The 14,941-nt window shown below is 65.4% G+C and carries 13 protein-coding genes; 9 read left to right on the top strand and 4 right to left on the bottom strand.

Features of this window, described 5'->3' with window-relative positions; translation table 11 throughout:
- The first annotated feature begins 81 nt into the window (after positions 1–81).
- A complete protein-coding gene (upp, locus tag XH96_RS07460) occupies positions 82–711 on the top strand; it encodes a uracil phosphoribosyltransferase (RefSeq protein ID WP_028134563.1) in 630 nt (209 codons plus the stop codon).
- An 87-nt stretch (positions 712–798) separates the two neighbouring features.
- Here upp and XH96_RS07455 read toward each other — a convergent pair whose 3' ends face one another.
- Complete coding sequence (locus XH96_RS07455; protein ID WP_194391843.1) at positions 799–1,908, bottom strand: M48 family metallopeptidase; 1,110 nt, start codon at positions 1,906–1,908, stop codon at positions 799–801.
- Between the two features lie 3 nt (positions 1,909–1,911).
- Positions 1,912–3,057 carry a YjgN family protein gene (locus XH96_RS07450; protein WP_194394064.1) on the bottom strand — a complete coding sequence of 382 codons (1,146 nt, stop codon included), beginning with the start codon at positions 3,055–3,057 and terminating at the stop codon, positions 1,912–1,914.
- A 312-nt stretch (positions 3,058–3,369) separates the two neighbouring features.
- On the opposite strand from XH96_RS07450, the gene XH96_RS07445 reads away from it, so the two are divergent.
- The 3 genes from XH96_RS07445 (at position 3,370) to XH96_RS07435 (ending at position 7,205) form a co-directional block, all read left to right on the top strand.
- A complete protein-coding gene (locus XH96_RS07445) occupies positions 3,370–4,635 on the top strand; it encodes a cytochrome P450 (RefSeq protein ID WP_194391841.1) in 1,266 nt (421 codons plus the stop codon).
- A 119-nt stretch (positions 4,636–4,754) separates the two neighbouring features.
- Positions 4,755–5,768 (top strand): IS5 family transposase, encoded by a 1,014-nt coding sequence (locus tag XH96_RS07440; RefSeq protein ID WP_194389004.1) that lies wholly within the window; start codon positions 4,755–4,757, stop codon positions 5,766–5,768.
- A gap of 162 nt (positions 5,769–5,930) precedes the next feature.
- The gene (locus tag XH96_RS07435; RefSeq protein WP_194391839.1) at positions 5,931–7,205 is read left to right on the top strand and encodes a cytochrome P450; all 1,275 of its coding nucleotides are present in this window, start codon (positions 5,931–5,933) and stop codon (positions 7,203–7,205) included.
- 222 nt (positions 7,206–7,427) lie between these two features.
- Here XH96_RS07435 and XH96_RS07430 read toward each other — a convergent pair whose 3' ends face one another.
- On the bottom strand, positions 7,428–8,348 hold the full coding sequence (locus XH96_RS07430) for a LysR substrate-binding domain-containing protein (protein ID WP_028179159.1): 921 nt from the start codon (positions 8,346–8,348) through the stop codon (positions 7,428–7,430).
- A 125-nt stretch (positions 8,349–8,473) separates the two neighbouring features.
- Between XH96_RS07430 and XH96_RS07425 the strand changes: the two genes are divergently transcribed.
- From XH96_RS07425 to mdlC, 4 genes are all read left to right on the top strand, one after another.
- Complete coding sequence (locus XH96_RS07425) at positions 8,474–9,643, top strand: acyl-CoA dehydrogenase family protein (protein WP_194391837.1); 1,170 nt, start codon at positions 8,474–8,476, stop codon at positions 9,641–9,643.
- A gap of 10 nt (positions 9,644–9,653) precedes the next feature.
- Complete coding sequence (locus XH96_RS07420) at positions 9,654–10,757, top strand: CaiB/BaiF CoA-transferase family protein (protein WP_194391835.1); 1,104 nt, start codon at positions 9,654–9,656, stop codon at positions 10,755–10,757.
- A 15-nt stretch (positions 10,758–10,772) separates the two neighbouring features.
- Positions 10,773–11,624, top strand: a complete 852-nt coding sequence (locus XH96_RS07415) for a MaoC family dehydratase N-terminal domain-containing protein (protein WP_194391833.1) — start codon at positions 10,773–10,775, stop codon at positions 11,622–11,624.
- Positions 11,625–11,761: 137 nt separating this feature from the next.
- Positions 11,762–13,384: a benzoylformate decarboxylase gene (gene mdlC / locus XH96_RS07410; RefSeq protein ID WP_194391831.1), complete on the top strand. Its 1,623-nt coding sequence runs from the start codon at positions 11,762–11,764 to the stop codon at positions 13,382–13,384.
- 175 nt (positions 13,385–13,559) lie between these two features.
- On the opposite strand, the gene XH96_RS07405 is transcribed toward mdlC, so the two are convergent.
- Complete coding sequence (locus tag XH96_RS07405; protein WP_194391830.1) at positions 13,560–14,336, bottom strand: SDR family NAD(P)-dependent oxidoreductase; 777 nt, start codon at positions 14,334–14,336, stop codon at positions 13,560–13,562.
- Positions 14,337–14,411: 75 nt separating this feature from the next.
- Between XH96_RS07405 and XH96_RS07400 the strand changes: the two genes are divergently transcribed.
- Positions 14,412–14,864 (top strand): MarR family winged helix-turn-helix transcriptional regulator, encoded by a 453-nt coding sequence (locus XH96_RS07400; protein ID WP_194391828.1) that lies wholly within the window; start codon positions 14,412–14,414, stop codon positions 14,862–14,864.
- The last annotated feature ends 77 nt before the right edge of the window (positions 14,865–14,941 follow it).

The following is a 14,941-nucleotide window of genomic DNA, read 5'->3' as shown; positions in this document are numbered from 1 at the left end:
GCCACCTTCTCCCACAAGGGGAGAAGGGAAGAAGCACCGGCTCGCATAGTTCAATGAAGTGCATTTCGCCGGGAGCATTACATGGAAGGCGTCACGATCGTCGATCATCCGCTGGTGCAGCACAAGCTGACGCTGGTGCGGGACAAATCCATCTCGACCAAATCGTTTCGGGAGCTGATCAAGGAGATCGGCATGCTCCTGTGCTACGAGGTGACGCGTGACCTGCCGCTCACCGACACCGTGATCGAGACGCCGCTGGCGACGATGCACTCGGCCAAGATCGCAGGCAAGAAGCTCGTGTTCGTGCCGATGCTGCGCGCCGGCACCACCTTCGTCGACGGCATGATGGATCTGGTGCCGACCGCGCGTGTCGCGCATATCGGGCTCTACCGCGAGCCGCACAGCTTTGCCGCGGTCGAGTATTTCTTCAAATCGCCGTCCGATCTCAGCGAGCGCCTCGCGATCGTGGTGACGCCGGTGGTCGCCACCGCCAACACCGCCGTCGCCGCCATCGACCGGCTGAAGGAGCGCGGTGCCAGGGACATCCGCCTCGCCTGCCTGATCGCCGCGCCGGAAGGCCTCGAACGGCTGCGTGGACTGCACCCGGACGTGCCGATCTGGACGGCGGCGGTGGACGAAGGCCTCGATGAGAATGGCTTTATCCTGCCAGGCCTCGGCGATGCCGGCGACCGCGCCTACGGGACGCGGTAGGCGCTGCACGCACCTGTATTGTTCGAGCATGATCTTTCGGAAAGCCGCAGCCGCCACGCCGGCGAAGTGAGCGCTGGCTGCGGCAGCTCACACCTTCCCGCTGACGCAAATGCCCTTCAGCGCCTGCCACTCCCTGTCGGTCAGTAGCGGCGGGCCGCTCGCGGGACGATCCTCTTTCGTCATGCGCGCGAGGCGGTCCTCGGTCAGCGGGTGGCTGGCGAGGATCGTGGTGAGGCCGGAACCGCCCTCCTTGCCGGTGATCCGGAACATCAATTCGGCCGCGGGTTTTGGCGAGCGGCCGAGCTTGTGCATGATCTCGATCGCAAAGGTGTCGGCGCCGGTCTCGGCTTCGCGCGAATAGGAGGCCTCGACCAGGCTGCGCGACGCGAAGATCACGGCCGAGGAGCCGGTGACGTCGCCGAACAAAAGGCCGATCAGGAACGAGGTGCCGCCATTGTAGATCAGGCCGCGCATGTTGTCGTAATGCTTGAGATGGCCGAGCTCGTGGGCGAGGATGCCGGCGAGCTCGTCGGGACTCTCGGCCTTGTCGAGCAGGCCCTTGAGCACGAACACCTTGCCGCCGGGCAGCGCGAAGGCATTCGGCACCGAGGTCGGCAGCACGCCCGCCGTCATGGTGTCGTCGAGGCCGGAGGCATCGCGCAAGCGGTTGACGAGCTTGGTGAAGGCGGCCTTGCCCGCGGGGTCTTCGCAGACGCGGCGGCCGAAGATGGTTTTCATCTGCACTTCGGCGGCGTCGCCGATGCGCCGTTCGACCGGCTTCGGCACCAGCGGTGCGAGACGATCGGCGGCGAGCGGCACGCCGAACAAGACGACGCAGACGATGGAGACGGCCGCAGCCACCGACCAGCCCACGATCTTTGCAGTGCCGCGGCGCGTGGCCTGGTGCTTGTCGAGATGCAGGCAGCGCGCGGTCACATCTGCCGCCACTGCCGCGTCGCGGATCTCGAGTCGCGCCAGGGGCGGGGCCGACGTGCAGGCCAGACGCAAAACGCCGGCCGGGCCGTCGGCGCGGCGGATATCGGCATAGGCCCAGCGAACGGGTGCTTCGCCGTCCTCAGCGATTTCGAGCGCATCACCGAGCGTCAGCATCACCTGACGCCTGCGGCTCGAGACGCCGTCGAAGAAGATGGTCGGCTTTGAGGACCCGGGCGGGACCCCGGTGGACACGTCACTCACGGTTCAGAATCCTGCAACATCCAGTCCATCGGCAAACCCTTCGCCGAGCGCGCCGGCGAGTTCGCCGCGCCCCTGCACATTCGCCGCGGCCGCGATCTTGTGCACCTCGACCGTCTCCAGCACCTTCGCCCAGAGATCGCGCTGGAGATAGACGCGCATGACGATGTTGATGGCCAGCGCTACGGCGAAATAGCCGATCACCATCATTGCCACCACCGGGATGCTGTTCGCGCCGTCGCCGGGCTCGAATACCTGATCGACCGGCACGCCGGTGAGCTGGACGACGAGCAAGGTACCGCCGATCATGTAAGCACCGAACGCGGCCGAGAGCAGCGTCCACCAGCCGACCACTTTCCAGTACAGGCCGTAGAAGGCGTCATGAGGCAGATCCGAGGACAGGCTGACGCCGCCGATGCGAATGCCGTCGAGCCACCAGCGCCACTCGCGCGCCCTAAACTCGGCGTAGAGGAATGGCGCCAGCGGGAAGATCACGAGCGCGACCGGGCTGAGCAGCCAGAGCCACCAGCCGCGCTTGAAGAAGGTCCAGCCGTCGCCTTCGAAGTCGCCGGAGAGATCGCCATAATGGGTGTGCTGCATCTTGTAGCGCTCGAGCGCAGCTGCGCGCCATGGCAGCGCCAGGCCGAGCGTCAGGAACACGAGCAAGCCCCACAGCATGGCGCGGAGCGAATAGGCCCAGCCCGAGCCGTCCATCCAGAACCGCACGCCGCGCCAGACCGTGCGCGTCAGGCGGTAGCGCCGCGCGCGAAAAATCGCGAACTGGCCGAAGGCGTAGAAGCCGATAAACAGCGGCAACGAGGCGAAGCCTTGCCAGCGCTCGAACTCGATGCCGATCAGAAAGTAGGCGAGGTAGATCGGCACCAGGATCGCGAGCGCGACCAGGAAGCCGATCAAAAGCTCCTTGGCCCGCCCGGTATATTCGGCCGCATCGCCGTCGATCGCAGTGTTGGCCCACAGATGGCGGCGAATGTCGGTGACCAGCCAGAACCGGTAGAAGCCGAAGGTGACGAGCTCCAGCATGGCACCCCTGGTGACCATTCTGCGGAACTCGGAGCGGTTGCCGGAGAAATCGACCCGCGTGGGCGGCAGCGGCGGCGGTAAGGGTTCGGCCCCAATGGGGGTCCATTGCATGTCGTTCACGGCAGCAACCTCGGGATGCGGATCTGTTGCGGTCAAACTATAGATCAGAGGTTAGTCAATCCCCAAGCTGGGCCGGTTCGATTTACCTCGATTCCGATAGGGTTCTTGCACGATTCTCCACCGCGCAGCGTGCGGGAGGTCACGTTCGCGTGGCGGCGTGACGGCCATCCGACGCTCTCGTGAAGGTTGGATGTGGCAAAACTCTCCCTTGCTCCGACGCAGACAACCGGCTGTAATTGCAAATCAAATACCGCAGCGCAGAATTCAACGAGAACGCGCGGTTCAGGTCAGGGGAGAACGGTCATGCACGGGACCATCGAGAGCGCGACCAAGCTCGACGCACTTCGCGCGCGCGCCACGTCACTGCCGCTGGAGCAGTTCGATCCGGGCGACCCGGAGTTGTTCAGGACGGATACGTTCTGGCCCTATTTCGATCGCCTGCGCCGGGACGATCCCGTGCACTACTGCAAGGACTCGATGTTCGGGCCGTATTGGTCGGTGACGCGCTACAACGACATCATGGAGATCGAGACCAACCATGCGGTGTTCTCCTCGGCCTCCGCGCTCGGCGGCATCACCATCCGCGACATCGATCCGGATTTGCGCCGCGAGAGCTTCATCTCGATGGACCCGCCGCGCCATGCGGCCCAGCGCAAGACCGTGGCGCCGATGTTCACGCCGACGCACCTGGACAATCTCGCGATCAACATCCGCGAGCGCTCGGCCGAGTGCCTGGACAACCTTCCCCGCGGCGAGGTGTTCGACTGGGTCGACCGCGTCTCGATCGAGCTGACGACGCAGATGCTGGCGGTGCTGTTCGACTTCCCCTGGGAGGACCGCCGCAAGCTGACGCGCTGGTCGGACATCGCCACTACCATTCCCGGCCCCGACGGCCTCGTCGCCACCGAGGACGAGCGGATGGCCGAGCTGACGGAATGCGCGGCCTATTTCTCCCGCCTCTGGAAGGAGCGCATCGAACAGCCGCCGAAGAGCGACCTCTTGTCGATGATGGCGCACAGTGCCGCCACGCGCGACATGGACGCCAGGAACTTCCTCGGCAATCTCATCCTTTTGATCGTCGGCGGCAACGACACCACCCGCAACACCATGTCGGGCTCGATCTACGCGCTGAGCCAGCATCCGGAGCAGTATCGCAAGCTGCGCGAGAACCCGGATCTGCTCGACAGCTTCGTGCCCGAGGTGATCCGCTGGCAGACTCCGCTCGCGCATATGCGGCGCACGGCGCTCTCCGACTTCGAATTCCGCGGCAAGCAGATCAAGAAGGGTGACAAGGTCGTGATGTGGTACGTCTCGGGCAACCGCGACGAGGAGGTGATCGAAAAGCCCTACGATTTCATCATCGACCGCGCCCGCCCGCGCACGCACCTCTCCTTCGGCTTCGGCATCCACCGCTGCGTGGGCCTCAGGCTCGCCGAACTCCAGCTCAAGATTATTTGGGAAGAAATTCTCAAGCGGTTCGACCATATTGATGTGGTCGGCGAGCCCAGGCGGGTCTATTCCAGCTTCGTGAAGGGGCTGGAGACGTTGCCGGTGAAGATTGCGGCGTAAATTCGCAGTAAGATGAGTTCGAACGACGTCCGCGAGAAAGCTGCGCATCCTCTCCCGCTTGCGAGAGCTTTGCATATTCGCGAATCTGCGATTCCCTAGACCGCTGAGGGAGGACGGGAATGGCCTATCGACAGGTTGGACAACCGAGCTTTGCGGACGCGCTGGTGTCGCGACGGGGAAAAGGCAATCCGGTGCTGAGACGGATTGGGGACTTGGTCGATTGGGCAGCGGTAGGGGGCGTGCTAGGCGGTCTGCCGGAACCGGAGCGTGGGGCGCCGGCCTATCCGCGGCTGGTGATGTTCAAGGCGCTGTTGCTGCAGCAATGGTACGGGCTGTCCGATCCGGAGCTTGAAGAGGCGCTTGATGACCGCGCCTCATTCCGCGATTTCTGCGGCTTTGTGCTCGGCGATGAGACACCCGATCACGCCACGATCTGGCGCTTCCGCGACAGTTTGCAGCGGGCCGGCCTGGACGAGAGGCTGTTCGGTGAGATCCTGCGCCAGATCGATGCGCATGGGCTGGTGGTGCGGCGGGGTACACTAATCGACGCGAGCCTGATCCCGGCGGCGGTGAAGCCGCCGAAGCCACCAGAGGAGCCGCAGCCCCCCGGCCCGGACGGTCGGGCGCCGAGCAAACTGGTCAACAGCAAGCGCGATCCGGATGCGCGATGGACCAAGAAGGGCGGCAAACGATACTTCGGCTACAAGGCCCATGTTGGCATCGACCAGGGCTCGGCAATCATCCGCCGCAGCAAGCTGACCGATGCTGCGGTCAACGATACGGTGCCCGCCGACGAGTTGGTCTGTGGTGATGAGAAGGCGGTCTATGCCGACCAGGCCTATGACAAGCACGAGCGCCGTAGCGGCCTGCGCGCGCGAGGCATCAAGCCGCGGCTGATGTTCCGGCCCAACAAGCATCATCCGCTGACCGCGCGGCAGAAGCGCTTCAACGGTGCCGTGGGAAAGCGCCGCGCACCGGTCGAGCAGGTCTTCGCGCGCCTCAAGGGCAGCTACCGCTGGGCGCGCGCCCGCTATCTGGGCTGGGCGCGCAACCAGACGCATCTGCGCCTGATCTGCCTGGCAATGAATCTCAAACGATGGGTGGCGTTGTCTCCTGCGGGAGTTGCCGCATGACCGCCCAACCCAATCAGTCGACCACGAAAGCGCAAACCTTCGATGCCGCCGACGTCCAACGCTACGCAAAAAACGCCCAACAGCGGCAATCACTCCCCCGCGTCCAATTAAGCAAAGCTCTCGCTTGCGGGAGAGGATGGAACACCAACTGGAGTCACGACCATGAACATCCAAGCGCCGGTTAAAGTGGACAAGGCCGAACGCATGCGCAGGGCGCGCGAGGAGGCCTATGCGACGCCGCTTTCGCAATTCCACCCCGGCGCGCCCAGGCTGTTCCAGGACGACACGCTGTGGCCGTGGTTCGAGCGGCTACGCAAGGAAGAGCCGGTGCACTACTGCACCAACGCGCCGATCGAGCCGTACTGGTCGGTGGTGAAGTACAACGACATCATGCATGTCGACACCAATCACGGCATCTTCTCTTCGGATTCGAAGCTCGGCGGCATCTCGATCCGCGACGTGCCGGAAGGCTACGACTATCCAAGCTTCATCGCGATGGACCAGCCCCGGCATTCGGCGCAGCGCAAGACGGTGTCGCCGATGTTCACCCCTCAGCATCTGGACGAGCTGGCGAGATTGATCCGCCAGCGCTCGCAGACCGTACTGGACAATCTGCCGCGCAACGAGACCTTCAACTTCGTCGAGCGCGTCTCGATCGAGCTGACGACGCAGATGCTGGCGACGCTGTTCGACTTCCCCTGGGAAGAGCGGCGCAAGCTGACGCGCTGGTCCGACGTCTCGACCGCGCTGCCCAAGAGCGGCATCGTCGCCTCCGCCGAGGAGCGCCGCCGCGAGATGGACGAGTGCTACGCCTACATGTCGAAGCTGTGGAACGAGCGCGTCAACTCCGCGCCGCGCAACGACCTGCTGTCGCTGATGGCGCACAACGAGGCCACGCGCCACATGGACCCCGACAACCTCATGGGCAACATCATCCTGCTCATCGTCGGCGGCAACGACACCACGCGCAACACCATGACCGGCTCGGTGCTGGCGCTGAACGAGAACCCGGAGCAGTACGACAAGCTCCGCGCCAATCCGGAGCTGATCGATTCCATGGTGCCGGAAGTGATCCGCTGGCAGACGCCGCTGGCGCATATGCGGCGCACCGCGTTGCAGGACACCGAGATCGGCGGCAAGCACATCAGGAAGGGCGACCGCGTCGTGATGTGGTACGTCTCGGGCAACCGCGACGACGAGATGTTCGAGAAGCCGAACGAGTTCATCATCGACCGACCCCGGCCGCGCACCCACCTCTCCTTCGGCTTCGGCATCCACCGCTGCGTCGGCATGCGGCTTGCCGAACTGCAGCTGCGGATCGTCTGGGAGGAGATGCTGAAGCGGTTCGACCGCATCGAGGTGGTCGGCGAGCCCAAGCGGATCTATTCCAGCTTCATCAAGGGATACGAGTCCCTGCCGGTGAGGATTCCCGGCTGAGCTCTCTTCTCCGTCATTGCGAGGAGCTCTTGCGACGAAGCAATCCAGGCTGTCACCGCGGAGGGATTTCTGGATTGCTTCGCTGCGCTCGCAATGACGAGTTCCGGGATGCAGATGCGAGTCTCATTCGCAGTACCCCTGGCCCGGCTATAAAATTCCGGCATGACAGGTCGCGCCAGATGCGAAGGCAAGACGGCGCCTGACTGTTCTACCACACGCCATCTAACTCAATTTGATGTCCCACACGCCTTCCTTGCGGCAGGCGGCGACTTCCTCGCGCAGGAGAGCGGTGATGGCGAGCGAGGCCGTCGAGGCCGGGCGATCGATCGGAGAGGCAAAGATGAGCTCACGCGTCATCGGCCTGGATACGGGCGCGGTTTCAAGCCGCCCGTCCGCGACCTCGCCGTGGACCGACGAGGGCGGCAGCAGCGCGAAGCCGAGGCCCTCCTCGACGAGGCTGGTCAGCACGCGGAAGGAATCCGCCTCGAGCTGGACGTTGAGCTTGATCTTGCGCTGGGCCGCCGCATGCTCGATCAGCGCGCGGAGGCCGTGGGAATGAGAGGGCAGCACCAGGCGCTGGCGCAGCAGCCAGCCGATGTCGACGCTCTTCTTGCGCGCCAGCCCACAGCCGCGCGGGCCGACCGCGACGATGTTGTCGCGCCCCAGGCTCTGCACATTGAGATGCAGATCGGCCGAGCGGCCATAGAGGATGGCGAGATCCATCTCGCCGCGATGCAGCCATTCGACGAGATGACCACTGTAGCTCTCGACGATGCGCAGCGAGATGCCGGGAAATTTTTCGACGCAGCGCCGTGCAAAGCGCGCCGACAGCACGCAGCTGACGGTCGGAACGAGACCAAGCACCACCTGCCCGGAGGGCGGCCCCTTGGCCGACTGGATGTCGTCGCGGATCTGGTCGATCTGCCGCACGATGCCGGAGGTGCGCGCCAGCAGGAGGCGGCCGGCCTCGGTCAGCACCATGCCGCGGCCGTTGCGGGTGAACAGATCGGTGCGCAGCTCGTGTTCCAGGAGCTTGATCTGCCGGCTGAGCGCCGGCTGCGCCACGCGCAGCGTGTCGGACGCCTTGGACAGGCTGCCGAGCTCCGCCACGCAACTGAAGGTCCTGAGCTGCCGGAAATCCATGCTTGCCAATCCTGGAAGGCTACTCCATACGCTATAGCAAATGAGCATAGGGGGCTGGCGTTGTTTTCACAACGCCAGGGGATTGGCCGGCGTTATCTTAACTGCCGCTACGAACAGGAAACGCCATGAGTCAAGAACACCACACCGAAGATCACGCCGACATTCGCGAGGCCGTCGCCAAGCTGTGCGCGCAGTTTCCCGGCGAATATTGGCGCAAGCTCGATCGCGAGATGGCCTATCCCAAGGCGTTCGTGGATGCGTTGACTGAGGCCGGCTATCTCTCGGTCCTGATCCCCGAGGAATATGGCGGCGCGGGCCTGAAGCTTTCGGCGGCCGCCGCGATCCTCGAGGAGATCCAGCGCGCGGGCTGCAACGGCGGCGGCTGCCACGCCCAGATGTACACGATGGGCACGGTGCTCAGGCATGGCAATGCGGAGCAGAAGGCAAAATATCTGCCGAAGATCGCGAGCGGCGAATTGCGGCTGCAGGCCTTCGGCGTCACCGAGCCGACCAGCGGCACCGACACCTCCTCGCTGAAGACCTTCGCGCGCAAAGACGGCAACGACAGCTATATCGTCAACGGCCAGAAGATCTGGACCAGCCGCGCCGAGCATTCCGACCTGATGATCTTGCTGGCGCGGACCACGCCGAAGGATCAGGTCAAGAAGCGCACGGACGGCCTTTCGGTGTTCATCGTCGACATGCGCGAGGCCAAGAACAACGGTCTCGAGATCCGCCCGATCCGCACCATGATGAACCACGCCACCACGGAAGTGTTCTTCACCGACATGAAGGTGCCGGCGGAGAACCTGATCGGCGAGGAAGGCAAGGGCTTCCGCTACATCCTCTCCGGCATGAATGCCGAGCGCATCCTGATCGCGGCCGAATGCGTCGGCGACGCAAAGTGGTTCATCGCCAAGGCGACGAACTACGCCAAGGAGCGCAGCGTTTTCGGCCGGCCGATCGGCCAGAACCAGGGCATCCAGTTCCCGATCGCCAAGGCTTACGCCTCGATGCGCGCGGCCGAGCTGATGGTGAAGGAAGCCACGCGCAAATACGAGGCCGGCCTCGACTGCGGCGCCGAGGCCAACATGGCCAAGATGCTTGCGGCGGATGCATCCTGGGAAGCGGCCAATGCCTGCATCCAGACCCATGGCGGCTTCGGCTTCGCCGAGGAATACGACGTCGAGCGCAAGTTCCGCGAGACGCGGCTCTATCAGGTGGCGCCGATCTCGACCAATCTCGTGCTGTCCTTCGTCGCCGAGCACGTGCTCGGCATGCCGCGCTCGTACTGAGGCGGCCAGCATGGGAGCACTTGACGGGATCAGGGTGATTGCGGTCGAGCAGGCGGTCGCGGCGCCGTTCTGCTCCTCGCGGCTGGCGGATGCCGGCGCGGAGGTGATCAAGATCGAGCGGCCCGAGGGCGATTTCGCCCGCGGCTATGACGCGGCCGCCAAGGGCCAGAGCAGCTATTTCGTCTGGCTCAACCGCGGCAAGCAATCGGCGGTGGTCGATCTCACGACCGGCGAAGGCCGCGCCGAGCTGGAGAAGCTGATCGCCAGCGCCGACGTGCTGATCCAGAACCTCAAGCCCGGCTCGATGGACAAGCTCGGCTTCTCGCGCGAGCGCTTGCTCAGGGACTATCCGAAGCTGATCTCGTGCACGATCACCGGCTACGGCGACGAGGGCCCCTATGCGCACCGCAAGGCCTATGATCTGCTGATCCAGGCCGAGAGCGGGCTTGCTTCGATCACCGGCAATCCCGACGGCGCCTCGCGCGTCGGCATGTCGATCGTCGACGTCGCGACCGGCGCCACCGCGCATGCGGCGATCCTCGAGGCGCTGATCGCGCGCGGGCGCACCGGCAAGGGCGCCGATATCCGCATCTCCATGTTCGACGTGATGGCGGACTGGTGCACCGTGCCGCTGCTCAATTCCGAGGCCGGCAATCCGCCCAAGCGCATGGGCCTGCGCCATCCCTCGATCGCGCCCTACGGCGTGTTCACCTCGAAGGACGGCAAGGACATCCTGATCTCGATCCAGAGCGAGCGCGAGTGGAAGACGCTCTGCGCGAAGGTGCTGGACCAGCCCGACCTGCCCGCCGATCCGCGCGTCGCCAACATGGTCGAGCGCGTGCGCAACCGTGACTTCACCGACACGACGGTGGCGGATGCCTTCGGCAAGATGACGCGCGACGAGCTGTTGAAGCGGCTGTCGGATGCCGACATCGCCTTTGCCGAGGTCAACACCATGGCCGACCTCACCAGCCATCCGCATCTGCGCCGCATCGAGGTCGACACGCCGAACGGCCGCGTCAGCTATCCCGCGCCGGCGCCGATCATCGTCGGCGAGACGCGCTCTTATGGCGCGGTGCCCGCGATCGGCGAAAAACCAAACTCCCGGACATAACAAGAGCGAGGCGTCATGACCGAGAAGCTCGACATCGACCATCTCAGGCAATGGATCGGCCGCAGCACGGAGGCGACCGACATCGTCACCGCGCAGCTCGTGATGGGGCTGCGCGCGACGCTATTCCAGGAGGTCGGCGAGCCCAGGAAGGGCGACGCTGCGCCATTCACGGTGCATTGGTGCCTGGCGCAGCCGGTGTTCCCGATGTCGATGCTCGGGCCCGACGGGCACCCGACCCGCGGCGGCTTCCTGCCGCCGGTGCCGCTCCCGCGCCGAATGTGGGCCGGCGGCGAGATCGAATTCCTGCAGCCGCTTCGCGTCGGCGATGAATCGACGCGAACCTCGCGCATCGCCCACGTGCAAGTGAAATCAGGCTCGACCGGCACGCTGTGCTTCGTCTCGGTCGAGCACAGCATCTCCTCGCCGCGCGGCACCGCCATCCGCGAGCGGCAGGACATCGTCTATCGCGAGATGACCGGCAGCCCGCCTGCTGGTGGCAAGGCACCACCCCCGCCGCCGAAGGCACAGCACCGCGAGATCCGTGTGTCCGATCCCGTGCTGCTGTTCCGCTACTCCGCGCTCACTTTCAACGGCCACCGCATCCATTACGACCGCGACTACGTCACCAAGGTCGAGGGTTATCCGGGCCTGATCTTCCACGGCCCGCTGCAGGCGGCGCTGATCGTCGAGATGGCGGCGAAGCTTCGCAGCGGCAAGGCGCCGAAGAAGTTCACCTATCGCGGCCTGCAGCCGCTGTTCGAGGGCAGCGAGTTCTCGGTCAATGCCAACGAGATCGAGGCGGGCATGGAGCTGTGGACCGCGAACGCAGAGGGGCAGCCGACGATGAAGGGCACGGCGGTGTGGTGAGCCACCGTTGTTAGACCCTCACCCTGAGGAGCCGCGCAGCGGCGTCTCGAAGGGCGAGGCCACCAGCCGGGCCTTCATCCTTCGAGACGCGCGAAGACGCGCTCCTCAGGATGAGGAATGAAGAGGGGACGGAAACCATGGCCAAGAACGGCAAGACCGGCAGCAAGTCCGTCACCGTGAAACAGGCAACGCTCGACCTGCTGCGGGCCTTCGGCATCACAAAAGTGTTCGGCAATCCCGGCTCGACCGAGCTGCCGTTCCTCTCCGACTGGCCCGACGACATCGACTACGTGCTGGCGCTGCAGGAGGCCTCCGCGGTCGGCATGGCCGACGGCTATGCGCAGGCGACGCGCAATGCCGGCTTCGTCAATCTGCATTCGGCTGCCGGCGTCGGCAACGCGCTCGGCAACATCTACACCGCGCATCGCAACCAGACGCCGCTGGTGATCACCGCGGGCCAGCAGGCGCGCTCGATCCTCCCGCTGCAGGCATTCCTCTATGCCGAGCGCGCTTCCGAATTTCCGCGGCCTTACGTCAAATACAGCGTCGAGCCGGCGCGGCCCGAGGACGTGCCGGCCGCGATCGCGCGGGCCTATTACACCGCGATGCAGCCGCCGTGCGGTCCCACATTCGTGTCGATCCCGATCGACGACTGGGCGCATGCGGCTGCTCCGATCGAAGCGCGCAAGGTCAGCCGGGAGATCGGTCCGGAGGCTGACGCGATGAAGGCGCTGGTTGCCGCACTCGGCTCCGCAAAACACCCTGCCCTCGTCGTCGGCCCCGGCGTCGACCGCGCCGGCGCGGTCGACCTGATGGTGCGCGTCGCCGAGAAAGCGAAAGCCAGCGTCTGGGTCAGCCCGTTCTCTGCGCGCTGTTCGTTTCCGGAGCGGCATCCGCAATTCGCGGGCTTCCTGCATGCATCGCCGGCGCAGCTCTCCGATGCGCTGCGCGCGCACGATCTCGTCGTGGTCGTCGGCGCGCCGGTATTCACCTTCCATGTCGAGGGCCATGCCGCGATCTTCGATGGCGGGGCGACCATTTTTCAGATCACCGATGATCCGGATGCCGCCGCGGTGACGCCGGTCGGCACCAGCATCATCGCGACGATGAAGCCGGCGCTGACCATGCTGCTCGGGTTGCTGCCGGAGAGCAAGCGCGCAGCGCCGAAGGGCCGCACCCTGCCGCCGGCACCGCAGGCCGCCGATCCGCTGCCGGTCGAATTCCTGCTGCACGCGCTGTCGCAGGCGATGCCCGACAGCGCCTCACTGGTCGAGGAAGTGCCCTCGCACCGGCCGGCGATGCAGAAGTTCATGCCGATGCGCGGCCAGGACAGTTTCTTCACGATGTCGAGCGGCGGTCTCGGCTACTCCCTGCCCGCCGCCGTCGGCATGGCGCTCGGCAAGCCGAGCAGCCGCACCGTCTGCCTGATCGGCGACGGCTCGGCGATGTATTCGATCCAGGCGCTGTGGACGGCCGCACAGCGCAAGCTGCCGCTCACCGTCGTCGTCATCAACAATTCCGGCTACGGCGCGATGCGCTCGTTCAGCCAGGTGATGCAGGTGCGCAACGTGCCCGGGCTGGAGCTGCCGGGGATCGATTTCGTGCGGCTCGCCGAAGGCATGGGCTGCCATGCGGTGCGGGTGAGCAAGGCGGCGGAGCTGGGCGAAGCGCTGAAGCGCGGCATGGCGCATGCAGGCACGAGCCTCGTCGAGGTCATCGTGGATTCAGCGGTGCCGGTGTTGTACGGGCAGAAGCATTGAGGATGTCGTCCCTGCGAACGCAGGGACCCATACCGCGTGATCTATCGATAAGGCGCCGGCGTTAGTACCGCGGAAAACTATTCACTACCAATCTTCGCCAAATTTCTTTCTGTGGTTATGGGTCCCCGCGTTCGCGGGGACGACACTGAGCTTGCGGCACCAGCGACCAACACAACTACGACGCCAAAAATCCGCCGTCCGCGGCCAGCACATGCCCGACGACATAGGATGAGGCGTCGGATGACAGCCACACCACGGCTTCCGCCACCTCTTCCGGGCTTCCCATCCGCCGCAGCGGCAGGCCGGCGCTGACGGTTGCGATGTCGCCGACGCCGGCGCGCAGCATCATGTCCGTGACGACGCGGCCGGGCGCGATGGCGTTGATGCGGATGCCGCGCGGGGCGTTCTCCATCGCCGCCGAGCGCGTCAGCGAGATCGCGGCGGCCTTCGACGCCGAGTAGAGGGAGAAGCCGGGATTGGGATTGCGCACGCCGCTGACGGAGGCGTTGACGACGATGCTGCCGCGGCCCTGCGCCAGCATTGCCGGCAGTTGGTGGCGCAGGCACAGGAACAGCGCGCGGACATTGGTATCGAACACGCTGTCGTAGATCTCCGTCCCCTGCTCCTCCAGCGGCGCGCGGCGCTCCTGGAACCCGGCATTGTTGAAGGCGACGTCGAGCCTTCCGCAGCGATCGACCGCCGTGCGCACCAGCCGCGCGACGTCGTCCTCCTTCGTGATATCGGTCTTGACGGGGACGGCCTCCGCACCGAGCTCGCGGCACGCCGAGGCGGCGGCGTCGATCTCGGCTTCGCGCCGGCCGGCGACGAAAATCGCTTCGGCTCCCTCGGCCGCCATCCTCAGCGCCGTGGCGCGGCCGATGCCGCTGCCGCCGCCCGTGACGAGGCAGACCTTGCCCCTCATCCGCATCCCGGTTGGCAAAGTTCCGCTCATCGTCCACTCCAAAACGCTTGCGCGCGGCGTTGCGCCCATATAGTTGTATGATACAACTATATGCCGGGAGTCAAGATGGCCGAGCTTTCGCTGATCGACGACATCCGCGCCGCGTCGCGCCTGATGGTGCGCGAGCTCGGCTTCATGGACGCGACGGTGGCGGCATCGGACTATCCGCCCTCGGCGGTCCACACCATCCTGGAGATCGGCATCCGCGGCCCGATGACGTCAGGCGAGCTCGGTGATTTCCTGCGTCTGGAGAAATCGAGCGTCAGCCGCATGGTGCGCAAGCTGATCGACTGCGGCGAGCTCAGGGAGACGCCGGATGAGACGGACGCCCGCAGCAAGCTGTTGTCGCTGACGGTGAAGGGCCGGCGCACCCTGGAGGCCCTGCATGCATTCGGCCGACAACAGGTCCGCGGCGCGCTGGCGGCGTTGACGGAAGCCGAGCAGCGCAAGGTGCGCGAAGGCATGATGCTCTATGCGCGGGCGCTGCGGGCAAGCCGGATGGAGGAGGTCGTAGGGTAACCACACGCGGTGTCATCGCCCGGCTTGACCGGGCCGAGACGCCGGTGGTTCAATCGATAGGCCGCGGCGTACTGGAT

The sequence above is a fragment of the Bradyrhizobium sp. CCBAU 51765 genome, assembly GCF_015291725.1.
GTDB lineage: Bacteria > Pseudomonadota > Alphaproteobacteria > Rhizobiales > Xanthobacteraceae > Bradyrhizobium > Bradyrhizobium liaoningense.
The sequence above is the reverse complement of the archived record's forward strand: the minus strand, read 5'-3'. Positions and strand labels throughout refer to the sequence as shown.